Below are 14,766 nucleotides of genomic sequence, written 5' to 3'. Positions count from 1 at the left end.
TTCAATTCTATTAATTCTCCTAATAAATCTGGGAGTTAATCTAATTTTTAATTTCTCTAAAAATCCATTCATTTTATGTTTCCATTTTTATTTAATTTTTTAAATATTTATCATTATTAGCTCCGGGAATTTTTATCACAACATTTACGGTATTGTCTTCCAAAGCTTCAAAATCCGTAGAATCATTAGGTTCTATTACTATAATATCGCCTTCTCTATATTCTATACCGTTCATTCTCACTCGCCCCGAAACTATAACTGTAAACTCTGTAGCTATTTTATGATAATGCGCTTCTTCATAATCGCCTTTCTTATATTTTTTCAAAGCCACTTCTACGGCGTTTGTTTTTAATAGACTCGGTTCAAAATTTCCTATAAACCATCCTTTTATCATTTCGTCAATTCTTGCTATTTTCATTTTAACTCCGTTTGTTTCTTTAATTCCAAAATATATTGAGCAAGTTGCGCCTCCGTTTTAAGAGGATGAAACTCTGAATTTTCTATTTTATATAATCCGATTTTTTTCTGTTCCAAAATCATTTCGTTAATAACTTGACTTATATAAAAAGAATCTTTTATAGCCGTATCTTTTCTAATAATATTTTTAGAACATTTAATATATTCTCTACCCGACTTAAAATAATAAAAACTTACCAAAGCGTTATTACTCGAAGGTTTTTTCTCTGTTATTTCCTCAATTTCATTATTTTTATCCAATTTTGCAAAAGAATATCTCGGATGTATAGAATTGAAAGACACTATTCCGCAGTCAAAATTTCCAGCTCTAAAATAATCTATTATAGTTTGCCAATTTTTATCGGTAAAATCGTTTATTGCCAATATTAGAAGTTCGTCTTCGTTGTCTATATATTCTGAAGAGAGCAAAGCCGTGCATACCGCGCCTTTAGTTTCGCCTTTTATATTTATTATAATGGCGTCTTCAATTTTTCTCTTTATTATTTCATCCAAATAGAAATTTTTAATATCCTCATCTTTTATACAAAAAATTGCTCTGCTTGGATTAATTGATTTCGTAAAGTCCATTAAAATTTCAAGTATCATTTTCTGATTAATTTCCGTCATATATATTGGAAAATTATCGTTCGTATTCTGCAATTTATCTCCGCCCATCAAAAATAATATATTCATTTTATCGCTCCAATTCTAATATTTTTGTCTTTATATTATTATAATTTACATCGTCTACTGTCTTTACAGCCAAAAGATTCGCCCCTGAAGATTTTGCGGCTTTAATTCCGTTTTCATTATCTTCAACTATCAAGCATTCTTCTGGAGATAAATTAAGTTTTTCCATAGCTTTTATATATATTTCGGGGTTAGGTTTAGATTGTGAAACATCCTCGTTGCTTAATTTCAAATCCAAATATTTATCCAAAGCCGACATATTCATCATTATATCAATAGTATTTTTAATAGAATTGGAACAAACCGCCAATTTATAGCCTTCAGATTTTAATTTTGATAAAGCGTATTCATGATTAAATCTCGGGCGGCAATAATTATGAGTTATATCTATCGTATATTTTTGTTTCATTTCATTTATAAACGAATGCAAATATTTAGGAAGTCCTTTTTCGGATGTTAATCTCTCCAATTTTACTTTGGTAGGAAGTCCATCGTATGAAGACAAATGCTCGTATCTGTTAATCTCGTATCCGAATAATTTTAGAGCCTTATTCAGAGCTTCGTAATGCCAATCTTTAGCGTCTATGAGAACGCCGTCCATATCGAATAATACGGCTTTTATTTTCATTCTATTTTACCTCCTTTGCTTCAATAGAAATATTAAAAAAATATTTAAAAGCCTCTTCCACTTTATCCGTGCAAAGAATCAAATTATCGCTTTTAAAATATTTGCATTTTTTTACCATTTCCCATTGTTTTGAATTGTCTCTTTTATGCAAATCGGAAGAGACTATGCAAACTTTTTTATTTTCTTCCAAAATTCCGTCTATAATATCTTCTTTATACCAATCCGAATAAAAAGAATCGAGCCATATTCCTTCGGCTTTTTCAGGCAGGATAGGATTTCTAACTATATCGCTTAATCCAGTAAATATTTTCATTTCTTTATTTATTTGATAAACCATATCTGGAATAGACATATCGAATGTAAAATAATTCGTATGATTATATTTTGAAAGCGTCTTTTTAATTTCGTCCGCAAGTCCGTCCGCTTTAATATTTAAAGCTAAAAGTAAATTTCTTCCGTTCATAATATCGAGCAAATCCTCTAAAGTAATCTCATCGCCATTAGGCATATCATGAGATATTAATATTCTTCCCGCACAGTCTCTCAAATCGGTTTCCGTTCCTATTTCCAAATTGAAAGCTCTAATAAACGCTCTCTTTTTATTTTTTTCGTCTTCTGTTTTCCAAAATCCTCTATGAGCGATAATTTTCATTTTACTTTCTCCGATATAGGATGCTTCAAAAAAAATTCCAAATCTTTAGGAATTCCAAGTCCGAACATTCCGTTATATTCTTCGCCTATATTATATATTCCAGCTTTGTATCCTTCTTTTATCAAATAATTATAAACGGGGCATATATAAAATTCTCCATTAACTCTAACATCGTCAAGTATCATTTTCTCCGCCACTTTAACCAAATCTTTTCCCGCCTTAAAATTATATATTCCTACCGTAGCCTCGTTTGATATTACTTTCTTTTCAGCCGTTTCAACCACTATTCCATTATTGTCCGTTTTCGCATAAGACCATTTATCTTCGCTTGAAGTCATAGTCATTATAAGCCCGTCATATTCTTTACTTTCCATATAATCCAAATAATCGTTTATATCAAAATCTATATATTGGTCAGAGTTTGCCGTCATTAAAGCCTCTTCGTTATTTATAAAATCTGCAGCTTTTAATACAGTGCATACTTGTCCTTCCGTTATTCCGTCTATTCCTATAATTTCAGTATTTTCGGCTAATTTTGAAAGTTTATTTTTTAAGTCATATTTTTTTATATGCTCATTTTGACAAACAAATATAAATCTATGCTTTCTTTTAGGAGTCAAATTAGATACCACAACTTCTATCATAGTTCTATTAAAAATTGGTATTAAAGGTTTAGGCTCTTTATATCCAGCGTCTGCGAATCTGCTTCCTCGTCCCGCCATCGGTATTACTATATTAAGTTGATTTCTCATTTATATATAGCCTCCTTATCTTTATATTTTATTGTGATTTTAAATCCAAATACGGTTATAATTTTTTTATTGTAAAAATATTCAATAGAAAATATGAAGCCGCATATTATATCCAATAATGTTATTTTATGACGATTAATGTCGTTTTTTAATTTAGCTACTTGAACATCCAAATAACCTATTAAATTATTAGCCCAATAAGATAGTTCATCTATATCAAAATCTTCTTTTTCTACGCATAATTTTTTATATTTTCTATTGAATTTGTCATAATTTATAAGGTTGTCTATATTCCTAGAATTTTCAAAAGCCGAAGAATGTTTTTTATTATATATTCCACTTTCTTCCAAATCCAAAAATATAAAATTGTTATACATAATATTTAAAGACATTTGATAACTTTTATAATTAATATCCGAAACATCGTCAAATTTTATATCTTTAAATTTTCTTTTTGCCCATGAATAACAATAATATTGTTCCGCAGAATATCTTGCCGTATAATTTCTATAATGAAGCAAATTGCCATACTTAAAATTATATCCGCTTATATCTTCGTTCGTTAATAATTTAGTTTCCATAAAATAATCTTTAATATCTTTTGTCAAACCGAAAAAATAAAAATCTGAAACATGAAATGGAATTATAATATTATTTTCTAAACTATATTCTTTTGAATAAACAGAACTTACTATTACCTTATTTTGAAATATTTTATATTCTTCATTAAATGAACCGAAATTATTAAAATAATTAATAAAATTATTGTTTAATAAAATGCAGTCAGTTCTTAATTTTAATGCATACTCTCTATTTACTTTTTCTAATCCATTTTTAGTATTTAAAAGTTGTCTATTCGTATTATTTATAACATTATCTACAAAATCGGATATTATATTTCCAGTATCTTTATTTAAAACTAAAATATCATAATCTAAATTTTCTATATTAGAGTTTTCCCAAGTTGAAAGTATTATTTCGCTATTTGGCAAATATTTTCTAACGCTCTCCAGACATAGACGCGTTTGTAATTCTTCTATAGGACCTTGAACGACTACAGATATATCTTTCGTATCTATTTTATTTATAATCATTTTTACCTATACCCCAGCTTCTTAGAAAATCTTAACCCAAACAGCCTAATAAACTTTTCATTTCCATTTGAATTAATTGAAAAAATATTTCTTAATAAATTATTCAAACTAACAATAATCGGTTTATCATAACATTTAGCGGTTTTAATCGTTATCGCTATTCCAAATATTCTCACATTAATATAATAGCCGTAAAGTATTATTGAAAAGAAATAAGGCAAAAGTTTTTTATTTATCTCTTCCTGTATATTTAATGGAATTAAATAATATTTATGAATTCTCTCAAAGCGATTATATTCTTCTATCAATTCGTTATCAAAATATTTATTCAAAATATCCAAATAAATTTTTTCGTTATTTGTCTTATTCATTAAATATTTATATTGATTAAATGAAAGTTTAAGATAATCGTAATAATGTAAAATCTCCGCTTTTTGACTGCAAAGAAAATTATAAAATTCTTTTAATGTAGTTTTTGTGTCCGAACAAGTTTTTTCAAATCTGTCAATAGTAATCTTGGAAATATCTTTATTACTAAATCCCGAATCGTTATTGCATATATATAATTCTTCTTTAATCGATTTATAGCTTTTACAAAAATAAATTGTTATCAAACATTGAAGCATATCTTCCGAATGAATCAAATGATTATCGGGCAAATATTTTATCGCTTCTTTTACGATTTCGCTTTTGAAAGCTTTTCCGCACATATTATGAGGCAGTTTTTCGTTTAAGCATTCGTTAAAAAGATAATTTTCATTAATGACGCTTCTTTTTGAGGAGAGATACCAAGCCGTTTTCTTTTCTTCTCGCATTTTTTCTTTTTTATTTAAGTTGGAAGAAATTACTTTTGCGCTAAAATGAATAATATCATATTCTTTATTTATGGAATTATAAATTATTTGAAGAGCGTCAGTCGTTAATCTATCGTCCGAGTCCAAATATATAATGTATTTTCCATTTGAGTTAATCGCTCCGATTTTCCTTGAGTAAAGAGTTCCTTTATTGGTTTCGTTGCGAATATATTTAATATTTTCAGGCATTTTATAATCTACAGTCGAGGCATCGTCCACAATAATTAATTCATAATCTTTGAAAGTTTGATTAATAACGCTTTCTACTGCGCTTTTCAAATAGCTTTCATTTGTATTGTAAACGGGAACAATTATACTGAAAAAAGGCATTTTATTTATATTAAAACTCATTCAATAACTCGCTGTTAGTTAACATATTGCACATTATCGGAATATGCTCCCGATATTTTTTTAAAAGATACACTAAAAAATAAAAAAAGTCAATAGTTATTATCTTAATACTAAAAAAATTATATATTTCATGCGATATATTTATCTATATTTATAATTTAATTGGTATAAATATAATTATTAAATATAAATTAATATCATTTTATGAGATTTTATATTCCGATAATGTGCATTATGTTAACTTGAAGTATGGACTTTATTTAATGAGCTATTGTATTAAAAAAATAAAAGATAAATTAAAGAACTCACAAAGTATGGAAAATGCCGTTTATTTTTCCATTATCGTTCCAGTATATAATACGGAAAAATATTTGTCAAGATGTTTGGATAGTTTAATCAATCAGACTTTTAAGGATATAGAAATTATAATCGTTAATGATTGTTCTCAAGGAAATTGTAAAGAAATAATTGAAGAATATTTGAAAAATGACAGTAGAATAAAATATATTGAACATAGCGAAAATAAAAGTTTAATCCAAGCAAGAAAAACTGGAAATATTAATTCCGTTGGAAAATATATAATGTATGTCGATAGCGATGATGAAATTGAAATTAATGCCTGCGAGGAAATATTTAAAATAGTTTCTAAAGAAGATTACGATATTGTCAGTTTCGGAACTAAAGTAATTTCAAACGATAAAACCAAATTTATTGAATGGGCTTTATCGACAAATAGATTTAATATTAATTCGGAATTTCTGCTGTGCGAAGTTATTAATCAGAGAATATCGCATAATATGTGGAATAAAGTTTTTCACAGAAGAATAATAGAGAAACTTATAGAATATATTCCCGACACGCCGATTATGAACGCGGAAGACATGCTTCAATGTTTAATCGCTTTTTATTTTAGCAAATCTTATAAAGTAATTCAAAAACCTTTATATATTTATTATGCCGATATTGGAGTTAGCAATAAAAATACAAATGAAATTAATATTGATAAATACGATTATTTATGCCGAAGCACGAAAATTGCGCTCGATGAATTTTATAATTTTTTGGTAAAAGTAAAATCAAATATCGCTTACGGATTTTTATTTTCTAAACTTTATTATAATCAATATAATTTTCTGCTTGAAAAAATAAAGAATAATAACGAAGAATATTTAAATATAATCGAAAAACATTTTGACAAATCTATTATCAGTCAATATTTGCATTTGCAAAAATATAACGAAATAGAAAAAAACGAATTGGAAGAATTGAATCATAAACTTTCGCCGTATTTCTTTTATATTATTTTTAAGGATTACAAGATAATAATTAAGTTGTTTGGAATAAGAATCATTATAAAAAATAAGAAATGTTTTGAGAACATTATCGTAATAAGTTTGAGTAATTTTTTGAGGCGATTATTTTCTATATATACAAAAAAGATTGAAGGGCGAAAAATTACTTGGTTAAAAATATTGGGACTAAAATTTAAATTTTGAAATAAATAAAAAAGCGAGATAAAAATGAGCGTTATTGATAAAATATTTAATTATAGCGAAGATTATAAATATAAAGTGTGGAAAATATTTGGAATAAGAATTTCTATAGTGAAAAAATATCAATCTAAAAAAATTAATATTTACGAAGAGATAAAAAAACATGAAATTATTTCTTTCGACATATTCGACACTTTGCTAATTCGTCCTTATGTAAAACCGACAGATTTATTTTTGCATATCGAAAAATTATATAAGATTAAAGGATTTCATAAAAATCGCATTGAAGCGGAAAAATTAGCGAGAGGAAAATATATTGACTGCGAAGAGATTACATTAAACCAAATATACGAAGAGATTGACGACAAATATAAACGATTTAAAGAAATAGAGATAGAATTGGAAGAGAGAATATTAACGATACATAAAGAAAATAAAAAAATATACGACTACGCTTTAAGCATAGGCAAAAAAATAATCATAGTATCCGACATGTATTTGCCTAAAAATGTTATAGAAAAAATACTTATAAAAAATAATTATACGAATTATTATAAATTATATTTGTCTTCCGATTTAATGCTCACAAAAGCTTCGGGCAATTTATATAAATATGTTATAGACGATTTAAATGTAGCGCCTTCGAGCATAATGCATATAGGAGACCATTTTACTTCCGATTTTAATAATGCAAAATTGTATGGAATAGATTCGGTTTTTGTAGAAAAAATAATTGATACTTTTTTAGAAAATAATATTAGAGCGAAAAAATTATTGAATGAAAATAAAAATAATATTGCCGTTTCGATTATGCTCGGACTCTCCGCATTTAGCAGTCTTAATAAAAACGATAAAAATAATAATTATTGGCATAATTTCGGCTTCATTTACGGAGGTCCCGCAGTATTTGCTTATATGAATTGGCTTAAAAAACAAATTATAAAAGACAATATAAACGAAGTTCTTTTTGTGGCAAGAGACGGCTACAGTTTGAAAAAAGTATTTGATATAATAAAACCCGAAAGCGTAAAAACTCATTATATATACGCTCCAAGAATTATTTATTATTTGATAACATTAGATTTTAGCATGCGTTTAAAATATTACCCTATCGAAAGTTTTGAAGTGATAAAAACCGTTATAGAATATTTTAAAGATAAAGACGAATATTTACAAAAACAAACTCCAAAAATAACTTCCGCTATCGAAGGTTATAAATTTATTTTAAGCAATATTGCAATATATAAAAAACTTGCAAAATTAGAATATCAAAATTATAAAGAATATATAGAAAAATTTAATATTGATAAAAATAATATCGCAGTGGTCGATACTTGCAGCTTTTTTATATCTTCTCAAAGATTAATCAGTTTATTTTTAGGGAAAGAAAATATTGTCGGATATTATTGGTATTTATTATTAAAAGAAAATCAAAATTATAAAATAAAATCATTTCAAAAGATAAAAAAACATTTATTTATCGAATGGAATTTAATGGAATTTTTTATGACATCGCCAGAAGCTCCAATAAAAAATGTAGTTGATTCAAAACCGTTATATTCAATACCTAACGAACATGAAAAAAAGCGAATGGATGTATATCCTTATGTCTCGGATGGAATTGTAGAGTTTGCCGAGATTGTTAAAAATTGTTTCGGGGAATTAGAATTATTTATTAATTATAAAGAAGTAACAGAATGGATTAACATACTTGCATGCACTCCTACCGAATATGATAAAAAATATATAAAGAATATAAAACATAATTGGAGCATTGGTAATAATAAATATATTCCTTTAATTCAAAGATGGTTTATTAAAGAGAGCGGGAAAAAATATTATTTGTTTTCGTTTATTCCATTTTTAAGAAAAGAGGAATTTGTCGGAGGCGAGATAAAATATTATCTATTTTCATTTATTCCAATTATAAAAATTAAAACAGTAGAAAATATGAGGAAATATTATTTATTTAATATATTTAATATTTTGACAATTAAATAAAAAAGGAGAAAATTTTATGGAAAATAAATATATTAATTTTGTTTTAACGGGCGACAAAAATTACACAATTCCTATTACCGTAGCAATGACTTCTATTCTTATAAACATAAATAAATCTAGAATATGCAGGTTCTTTTTATTTACAACCGATTTTAACGAAAACAATATTAACATTATACTTAAATTAAAAAATAAATATAATTTTGAACTTATAAATATAGATATGAATAATTATAAAGATTTTTTTGATAAAATGGATATAAGCACATTTAAAAATAAATATATATCGTTAGCCACTTATTATAGATTATTAATGTTTAAAGTATTGCCCGAAGATGTTGATAAATGTTTTTATATAGACGGCGATATGATTGTAGACACAGATTTATCGGTTATATACGATAATTTAACCGAAAATAAACTTGCATCCGTAGTGATAGAACCTTTGGCTATGCAACATAGAAAAAGTATTTTATCTCATTGTTATGAAATAGAATATTTTAAAAATTTTCAAAAAGACGCTTTGAAATATCCTTATTTTAATGCAGGCTTATTTTTAGTAAATATAAAACTTGCGAATGAATTTAATATATTTGAAAAAATGCTTGATTTTTTAAATAAATATCCAAATCCTCCTTATGCCGACCAAGATACTTTAAATGCCGTAATCGGACAGCAATATTCGGACTTAATAAATTATTTAGAGCCGTCATATAATGTATTTTGTAATATGGATTATGACCAGCCTTTTAACGATGCTTTTTATAATGAAGAGATAATAAAAAATTCGTTTAAAAAACCAAAGATATATCATTATGGCGGAGAGTGGAAACCCTGGAATACAACATTAACTATGCATCATTATGATATATGGTGGAAGTATTTAAAGTTATCTCCGTATAAAAAGCTTAAAAATCCAAAGAAGAAAATTATAGGGGTTATAGAAAATGATAGGTATAGGGTTTATAAGATTTTCTTTATAAAGATTACTATTAAAAAATAAGAATTAAATTTAAGATAATATATGGTCTATTATTTGAATTTAGAATTTGTTAGTAAAATAATACGCTATATTTTTTATTTTAATACTTTGATTGTATCCAACTATATTAAAGAATTAAGTAGTTTTAGTTAATTATAATTCCTATTATTTATAATATCTACTTGCCTATTAAAATCATCATGCTGCAAAATATGCTTAAGATTTTTGGGTTTATAAGTAAATTTAGTATTTCTAAAAATAAACTCTTGGTATTCTAACTGTAAATTAAATCCATTAAAACTAGTATTGCCTTCAAATCTTACATTTTCAAATTCTGTTCTCTTATTACTTACCATATATTCATTGTATCTAAAATAAGCTCTATCAAAATAAACATCTTTCTTGAAAATAATATTCTGGAATAAAAATTCACCTCTAAATGTAGCTGAAAAACTAACTTCATCTTCAAAAATTAAATTTCTGAAAGTTATATTTTCAAAATCACCTACAAAATTAACCTTATTATTAAACTTTATATTAGATATAATGACTTGGGCGGTTGGTGTATAGCCTAAAGGACTGTAGTCTTTATATCTTTCTTTATGCTCTTTTAACAGTTCTGCAAAGTTAATTTCTTCATTTAGTTCCATATATTCATTATAATCGTTATCATTATTTTTAGCATTTTTATCTCCAAAATAAACTAACAAAGCAGGTCTTATCTCTAGATTTGAATTACGCATAAAAAGTAATCTCCTTTTATTTATATAAATAATATATTTTATATTTTTACAGCAATTGGAAAATACCTATTTATCTTAATTGGGAATATTTCTGGAATTTGGTTTGTTGGATATTTTTTTATATATTCTTTTGATAACTCCAATGCTTCCTTTACAGTCACAATATCTTTAGTTCTAATCTTGTCTTTAGCAGCTGATATTAAAGAACTGATAAAATACGAACCTAATTTATTTAACCCAGAAGCTTGTCCTACTTCACAACTATATAATATAATAATTCCTTCTCCGCATGTTTCTATATAATTATTATACTCTTTTTTAGATAAAATATTATGATAAGATGGTATTGAAAAATGTTCAATTAGAATATCGTCTTTACTTTTAACATCATGAATATAAGTTCTACAACAATCAAATATAATTAATTGTCTTTTAGATTTATTTAAAAAAGATATACAATCATACCTAATATTATTTAAATATACATATAGTATCTCTTTTTCTTTTTCTATGCCTCCATGACTTGATACCATAGTTATAGTATAATCATATTCATAATTTCTCAAATCGTTTATTATATTACTATCTGGATTTCTATGTGTTTCTATTTCATAATTTTCCCAAGCTCCTCCAATATCAGACATTAAAAAATCTCTATAGTTTTTCACATCTTCCTTTGTTGCTGATATATCATTATCTACGCCGCCGTTATCACTGATTAAAATAGCTTTTCTTATCATAATTGTTAATACTCCTTAATTGGATATTTTTTATAAATATTGTCAATATAATTAACAAATTTTTTACCATATGCATCCACACTTTCTTTATGATTTTGGCTGTTATGCCAATATTGAGAATGTATTTTTATCCATCCATATACATCTAAAAACTTATTTATTTTCTTTTCGTTAAATTTATAAAAATCATATATCTTACTAATATAATTAAATATCATTTCACAATATATTTCATACTGATAATACCTATTTATTATTTCAATTTTACAATTATATACTGTTATATCATGTTTTTTACAAAAATTATACATTATTTCATATTGATTAGTAAAATATTCATTTTCTAGGAACGGATATTCCATTGAATATTTCATTATATTACGCAATTCATCCAATAATGTATTCCTTTCATTAATTTTACTTATTTTTAAAGTTATAAATGTAGAAATTACTGTCGTTATAATTGTTTGTATAGAATATGTTTTTATTACATATAATATTTTATCTATAAATTCAATAGAAGACAATACATTTAACATAATTTAATTATAATTTATTAATAGAATTTGTCAAGTTAATTATTAAAAATATTATCAAGAGGTGCTTCAATTTTTGGCAAAGCCGATACCTTTTTGTAAATATTGCGATGTGAAGAATAGAAATGACGGCATAGTTTGGAAGACTTCAACAAAGAGTATTGAGGAGTATTTGGATAATGGTATATAAAAATAGTTTATATTTTATTAAAAAAATTAACCGCTATAATTTCTTGAATTTATATCTAATACTTCATAGTAAAAAGATGAATTATCATTAATAGGCGTAAGATTTTCTGGTTTATGGGCAAATATAGTGTCACCAAAAGTAAAATTTTTATATTCACTTATTTTTCTAAAACCTGAAAAATCAACATTACCATTAAATCTTACACCGCTAAATTGGGTTCTATTATCATTATTACCTGTATTTTCTTTAAAAGAAAAATAAGACCTAAAATTCACATCCCCATTAAAAATAATATTTTCAAATAATATAATTCCTCTAAAATGAGCTGTAAATTCTACATTCATATCAAATATTAGATTTCTTAATGTTATATCTTCATAAAAACCTTCAACATGAAATTCATTTATAAATCTTATATTTTGAATTGTATGCAAATCATTATTAGCAAAACTTAATATATTACCAGACGCTATTAATTCCCTATAATGTTCAGATTCAATTAATTCGCCAATGCTTTCTTCGTTTACATTTATATATTCTGTTCTATTACACATAAATATCTCCTTAATTTTTTATTAATTATATAATTATATCATATCTATCAAAAAATTTCAAGTAAAGATAGAATACATACCAATAAAATTTATTAAAAATTTACTAATGAGAGATTTTATAGATTTTAATAATATTGACACTATAAAGTCGCTTTCAAAAGATGTAATAGTTGATAATTGTATAGAATTAAATTATTTGTATAATAAGGCTTTGGTTGAGGGCGATTTGGAGATAGTTGAGGTTTTGGATAAGATATTTTTTTGTTGAAAAAACATATTATTAAACTATAATATTAAGCATATATATTATAATTAAAAATTAAGTGGAGGGAAATTCCATGAAAAAATGTTATATATGCGGTGAAAAATTAACAAAAGATAACACTTCATCAGAGCATATTATTCCTAATGCGATAGGTGGAAAATTAAAATCTAAAGAACTAATTTGTAAAAAATGCAATAGTAAATTAGGTGATAGTATGGATAATGAGCTTGCAAAACAACTTGAATTTTTCTCTAATTTTTTAAATATAGATAGGGAACGGGGAAAACCTAACGATATTATATTTACAGAAAAAGAAACAAATACGGAATATAGAAGGAAAGCTAACGGAGAGTTTTTACCCAAAAATGACTTGGAAATAAAAAAAGAAATTATGGATGATGGTAAAATAAGATTTTATATAAGTTCGACAAATAAAAAAACTGTATTAAAAAAGGGAGAAGAAATCTCTAAAAAGTATGAAATAACAAATGAAGATATAGAAAATCGCCTTAAATATACAAAGCATAATCTTAATGAAATGCGTATATCACTAACATTTGGAGGTGAAGATATTAAATTAGCACTATATAAAATAGTTATTAATTTTTTTATTTATAGCGGTGGTGATATAAAATACATTGAGCATTTAATAAATTGCTTACGGCAGAATAATACTGATAATACCAATGGTTATTCAAAACAAATATCTACAAAAAACACTGATAGTATAAAAGAAAATTCTATCCCACATATAATATATGTAGAAGGCAATAGTGAAGAACATACATTATACGCCTATATTGAATTCTTTGGCACAATTCAATTTTTAATATTACTTAATAATAATTATGATGGAGTTGATATGAAATATACCTACTGTTATGATTTTATATCAAAAAGTAAAATAGATATATCTTCATTTAATTTAAAATTAGATTATAACAAAATAAAAAATAATAAATATGACATTGATTTAAAAATAAGTAATGATTTATTCAATAGATTTAAATATTTATTAGATATAAAAGAGATAAGAGAATTAACATCTAAATTAGAGAATGATAATTTATCATCTGAAGAAAAATATAACTTATATGTTAAAATTGCTGATGGATATTCATATTTAAAATTATATAAAGAAGCTATAGAATATTATACTTATGCCATAAATATTAATAATCTATATGGATATACATATTATATAAGAGGAAGTATATACTTTTTATTAGAAGATGATGAAAATTGCACTAATGACTATATAAAATATTTAAATTTAGAAATGGATATTAATTATAACGAATTAATAATTATTGCACATAGGTTTATCAATCTAAACAAATATAAATATGCCATTAATTGCTATGTTAGGGCTATATCAATAGAAGAACCTACCAAAGAAGTATATAAAGAAATAGCAGGCTTATATACTGAATTAGGAGATTTTACTAATGCATACAAGTATTATGAATGTTCTCTAAAATTAGATAATGATTATTATGACGCTCATATATGTCGATTACTATTGTTTTTCAAAAAATATTGTAATATTAATAATAATGCAGATATTAAGAATTGGTATAATAATATAGAATTTGCTAATGAACTAATTAAAAAGTTAAAAAATAATCGTGTTAATTCTACAAAACATTTAAACTTGGCTATTTTAGATATAAATAAAATGTTAGATATTGACTACCATAATGATTTAGTTCAACTTAAAAATATATTAATTGAACTAATTGAAATAGTAGAAAAAGAATAGTATAGTAATGAATACTTTTATTT

Annotated in this window: 16 protein-coding genes; 5 read left to right on the top strand and 11 right to left on the bottom strand. The window is 25.0% G+C overall.

Annotation, left to right across the window (positions count from 1 at the left end; all coding sequences use genetic code 11):
• Positions 1 to 91 precede the first annotated feature (91 nt).
• From ACR0QS_RS04460 to ACR0QS_RS04430, 7 genes are read right to left on the bottom strand one after another with little or no spacing between them, the layout of a single operon-like run.
• Positions 92 to 418: a cupin domain-containing protein gene (locus ACR0QS_RS04460; RefSeq protein WP_432632241.1), complete on the bottom strand. Its 327-nt coding sequence runs from the start codon at positions 416 to 418 to the stop codon at positions 92 to 94.
• Positions 415 to 1,149, bottom strand: a complete 735-nt coding sequence (locus tag ACR0QS_RS04455; protein ID WP_432632240.1) for a sugar phosphate nucleotidyltransferase — start codon at positions 1,147 to 1,149, stop codon at positions 415 to 417. Before ACR0QS_RS04455 ends, ACR0QS_RS04460 begins: the two co-directional genes overlap by 4 nt.
• A 1-nt stretch (position 1,150) precedes the next feature.
• Positions 1,151 to 1,774 (bottom strand): HAD family hydrolase, encoded by a 624-nt coding sequence (locus tag ACR0QS_RS04450; protein ID WP_432632239.1) that lies wholly within the window; start codon positions 1,772 to 1,774, stop codon positions 1,151 to 1,153.
• A gap of 1 nt (position 1,775) precedes the next feature.
• A complete protein-coding gene (locus ACR0QS_RS04445; RefSeq protein ID WP_432632238.1) occupies positions 1,776 to 2,426 on the bottom strand; it encodes a hypothetical protein in 651 nt (216 codons plus the stop codon).
• Positions 2,423 to 3,178 (bottom strand): glycosyltransferase family 2 protein, encoded by a 756-nt coding sequence (locus tag ACR0QS_RS04440; RefSeq protein WP_432632237.1) that lies wholly within the window; start codon positions 3,176 to 3,178, stop codon positions 2,423 to 2,425. Before ACR0QS_RS04440 ends, ACR0QS_RS04445 begins: the two co-directional genes overlap by 4 nt.
• Positions 3,175 to 4,272 carry a WavE lipopolysaccharide synthesis family protein gene (locus tag ACR0QS_RS04435; RefSeq protein WP_432632236.1) on the bottom strand — a complete coding sequence of 366 codons (1,098 nt, stop codon included), beginning with the start codon at positions 4,270 to 4,272 and terminating at the stop codon, positions 3,175 to 3,177. The genes ACR0QS_RS04440 and ACR0QS_RS04435 overlap by 4 nt, the downstream gene beginning before the upstream one ends.
• 2 nt (positions 4,273 to 4,274) lie before the next feature.
• Positions 4,275 to 5,477 carry a glycosyltransferase family 2 protein gene (locus ACR0QS_RS04430; RefSeq protein ID WP_432632235.1) on the bottom strand — a complete coding sequence of 401 codons (1,203 nt, stop codon included), beginning with the start codon at positions 5,475 to 5,477 and terminating at the stop codon, positions 4,275 to 4,277.
• Positions 5,478 to 5,740: 263 nt separating this feature from the next.
• Between ACR0QS_RS04430 and ACR0QS_RS04425 the strand changes: the two genes are divergently transcribed.
• Genes ACR0QS_RS04425 through ACR0QS_RS04415 form a run of 3 tightly spaced genes read left to right on the top strand, consistent with a single transcriptional unit; the run spans position 5,741 to position 9,974 of the window.
• A complete protein-coding gene (locus ACR0QS_RS04425) occupies positions 5,741 to 6,973 on the top strand; it encodes a glycosyltransferase family 2 protein (RefSeq protein WP_432632234.1) in 1,233 nt (410 codons plus the stop codon).
• Between the two features lie 24 nt (positions 6,974 to 6,997).
• Complete coding sequence (locus tag ACR0QS_RS04420; RefSeq protein WP_432632233.1) at positions 6,998 to 8,971, top strand: hypothetical protein; 1,974 nt, start codon at positions 6,998 to 7,000, stop codon at positions 8,969 to 8,971.
• Between the two features lie 16 nt (positions 8,972 to 8,987).
• The gene (locus tag ACR0QS_RS04415; RefSeq protein WP_432632232.1) at positions 8,988 to 9,974 is read left to right on the top strand and encodes a glycosyltransferase family 8 protein; all 987 of its coding nucleotides are present in this window, start codon (positions 8,988 to 8,990) and stop codon (positions 9,972 to 9,974) included.
• Between the two features lie 128 nt (positions 9,975 to 10,102).
• Here the strand turns inward: ACR0QS_RS04415 and ACR0QS_RS04410 are convergent, their stop codons facing one another.
• The 4 genes from ACR0QS_RS04410 to ACR0QS_RS04395 all read right to left on the bottom strand — a co-directional run bounded on the left by ACR0QS_RS04410 (position 10,103) and on the right by ACR0QS_RS04395 (position 12,716).
• The gene (locus ACR0QS_RS04410) at positions 10,103 to 10,696 is read right to left on the bottom strand and encodes a hypothetical protein (protein WP_432632231.1); all 594 of its coding nucleotides are present in this window, start codon (positions 10,694 to 10,696) and stop codon (positions 10,103 to 10,105) included.
• Between the two features lie 38 nt (positions 10,697 to 10,734).
• Positions 10,735 to 11,436, bottom strand: coding sequence for a caspase family protein (locus ACR0QS_RS04405; protein ID WP_432632230.1), 702 nt, complete (start codon positions 11,434 to 11,436; stop codon positions 10,735 to 10,737).
• Positions 11,437 to 11,441: 5 nt separating this feature from the next.
• Entirely contained in the window at positions 11,442 to 11,975 is a 534-nt protein-coding gene (locus ACR0QS_RS04400; RefSeq protein WP_432632229.1) for a hypothetical protein, read from the bottom strand.
• Positions 11,976 to 12,188: 213 nt separating this feature from the next.
• Positions 12,189 to 12,716 carry a hypothetical protein gene (locus tag ACR0QS_RS04395; protein ID WP_432632228.1) on the bottom strand — a complete coding sequence of 176 codons (528 nt, stop codon included), beginning with the start codon at positions 12,714 to 12,716 and terminating at the stop codon, positions 12,189 to 12,191.
• 106 nt (positions 12,717 to 12,822) lie between these two features.
• On the opposite strand from ACR0QS_RS04395, the gene ACR0QS_RS04390 reads away from it, so the two are divergent.
• Both ACR0QS_RS04390 and ACR0QS_RS04385 read left to right on the top strand, forming a co-directional pair.
• A complete protein-coding gene (locus ACR0QS_RS04390) occupies positions 12,823 to 12,984 on the top strand; it encodes a hypothetical protein (protein ID WP_432632227.1) in 162 nt (53 codons plus the stop codon).
• A 70-nt stretch (positions 12,985 to 13,054) separates the two neighbouring features.
• Positions 13,055 to 14,743, top strand: coding sequence for an HNH endonuclease (locus ACR0QS_RS04385; RefSeq protein ID WP_432632226.1), 1,689 nt, complete (start codon positions 13,055 to 13,057; stop codon positions 14,741 to 14,743).
• Positions 14,744 to 14,766: the final 23 nt, after the last annotated feature.

This window comes from Brachyspira sp. (assembly GCF_050873525.1).
Taxonomy (GTDB): Bacteria; Spirochaetota; Brachyspiria; order Brachyspirales; family Brachyspiraceae; genus Brachyspira.
Note: the sequence above shows the minus strand (reverse complement) of the source record. Positions and strands in the feature narration are given on the sequence as shown.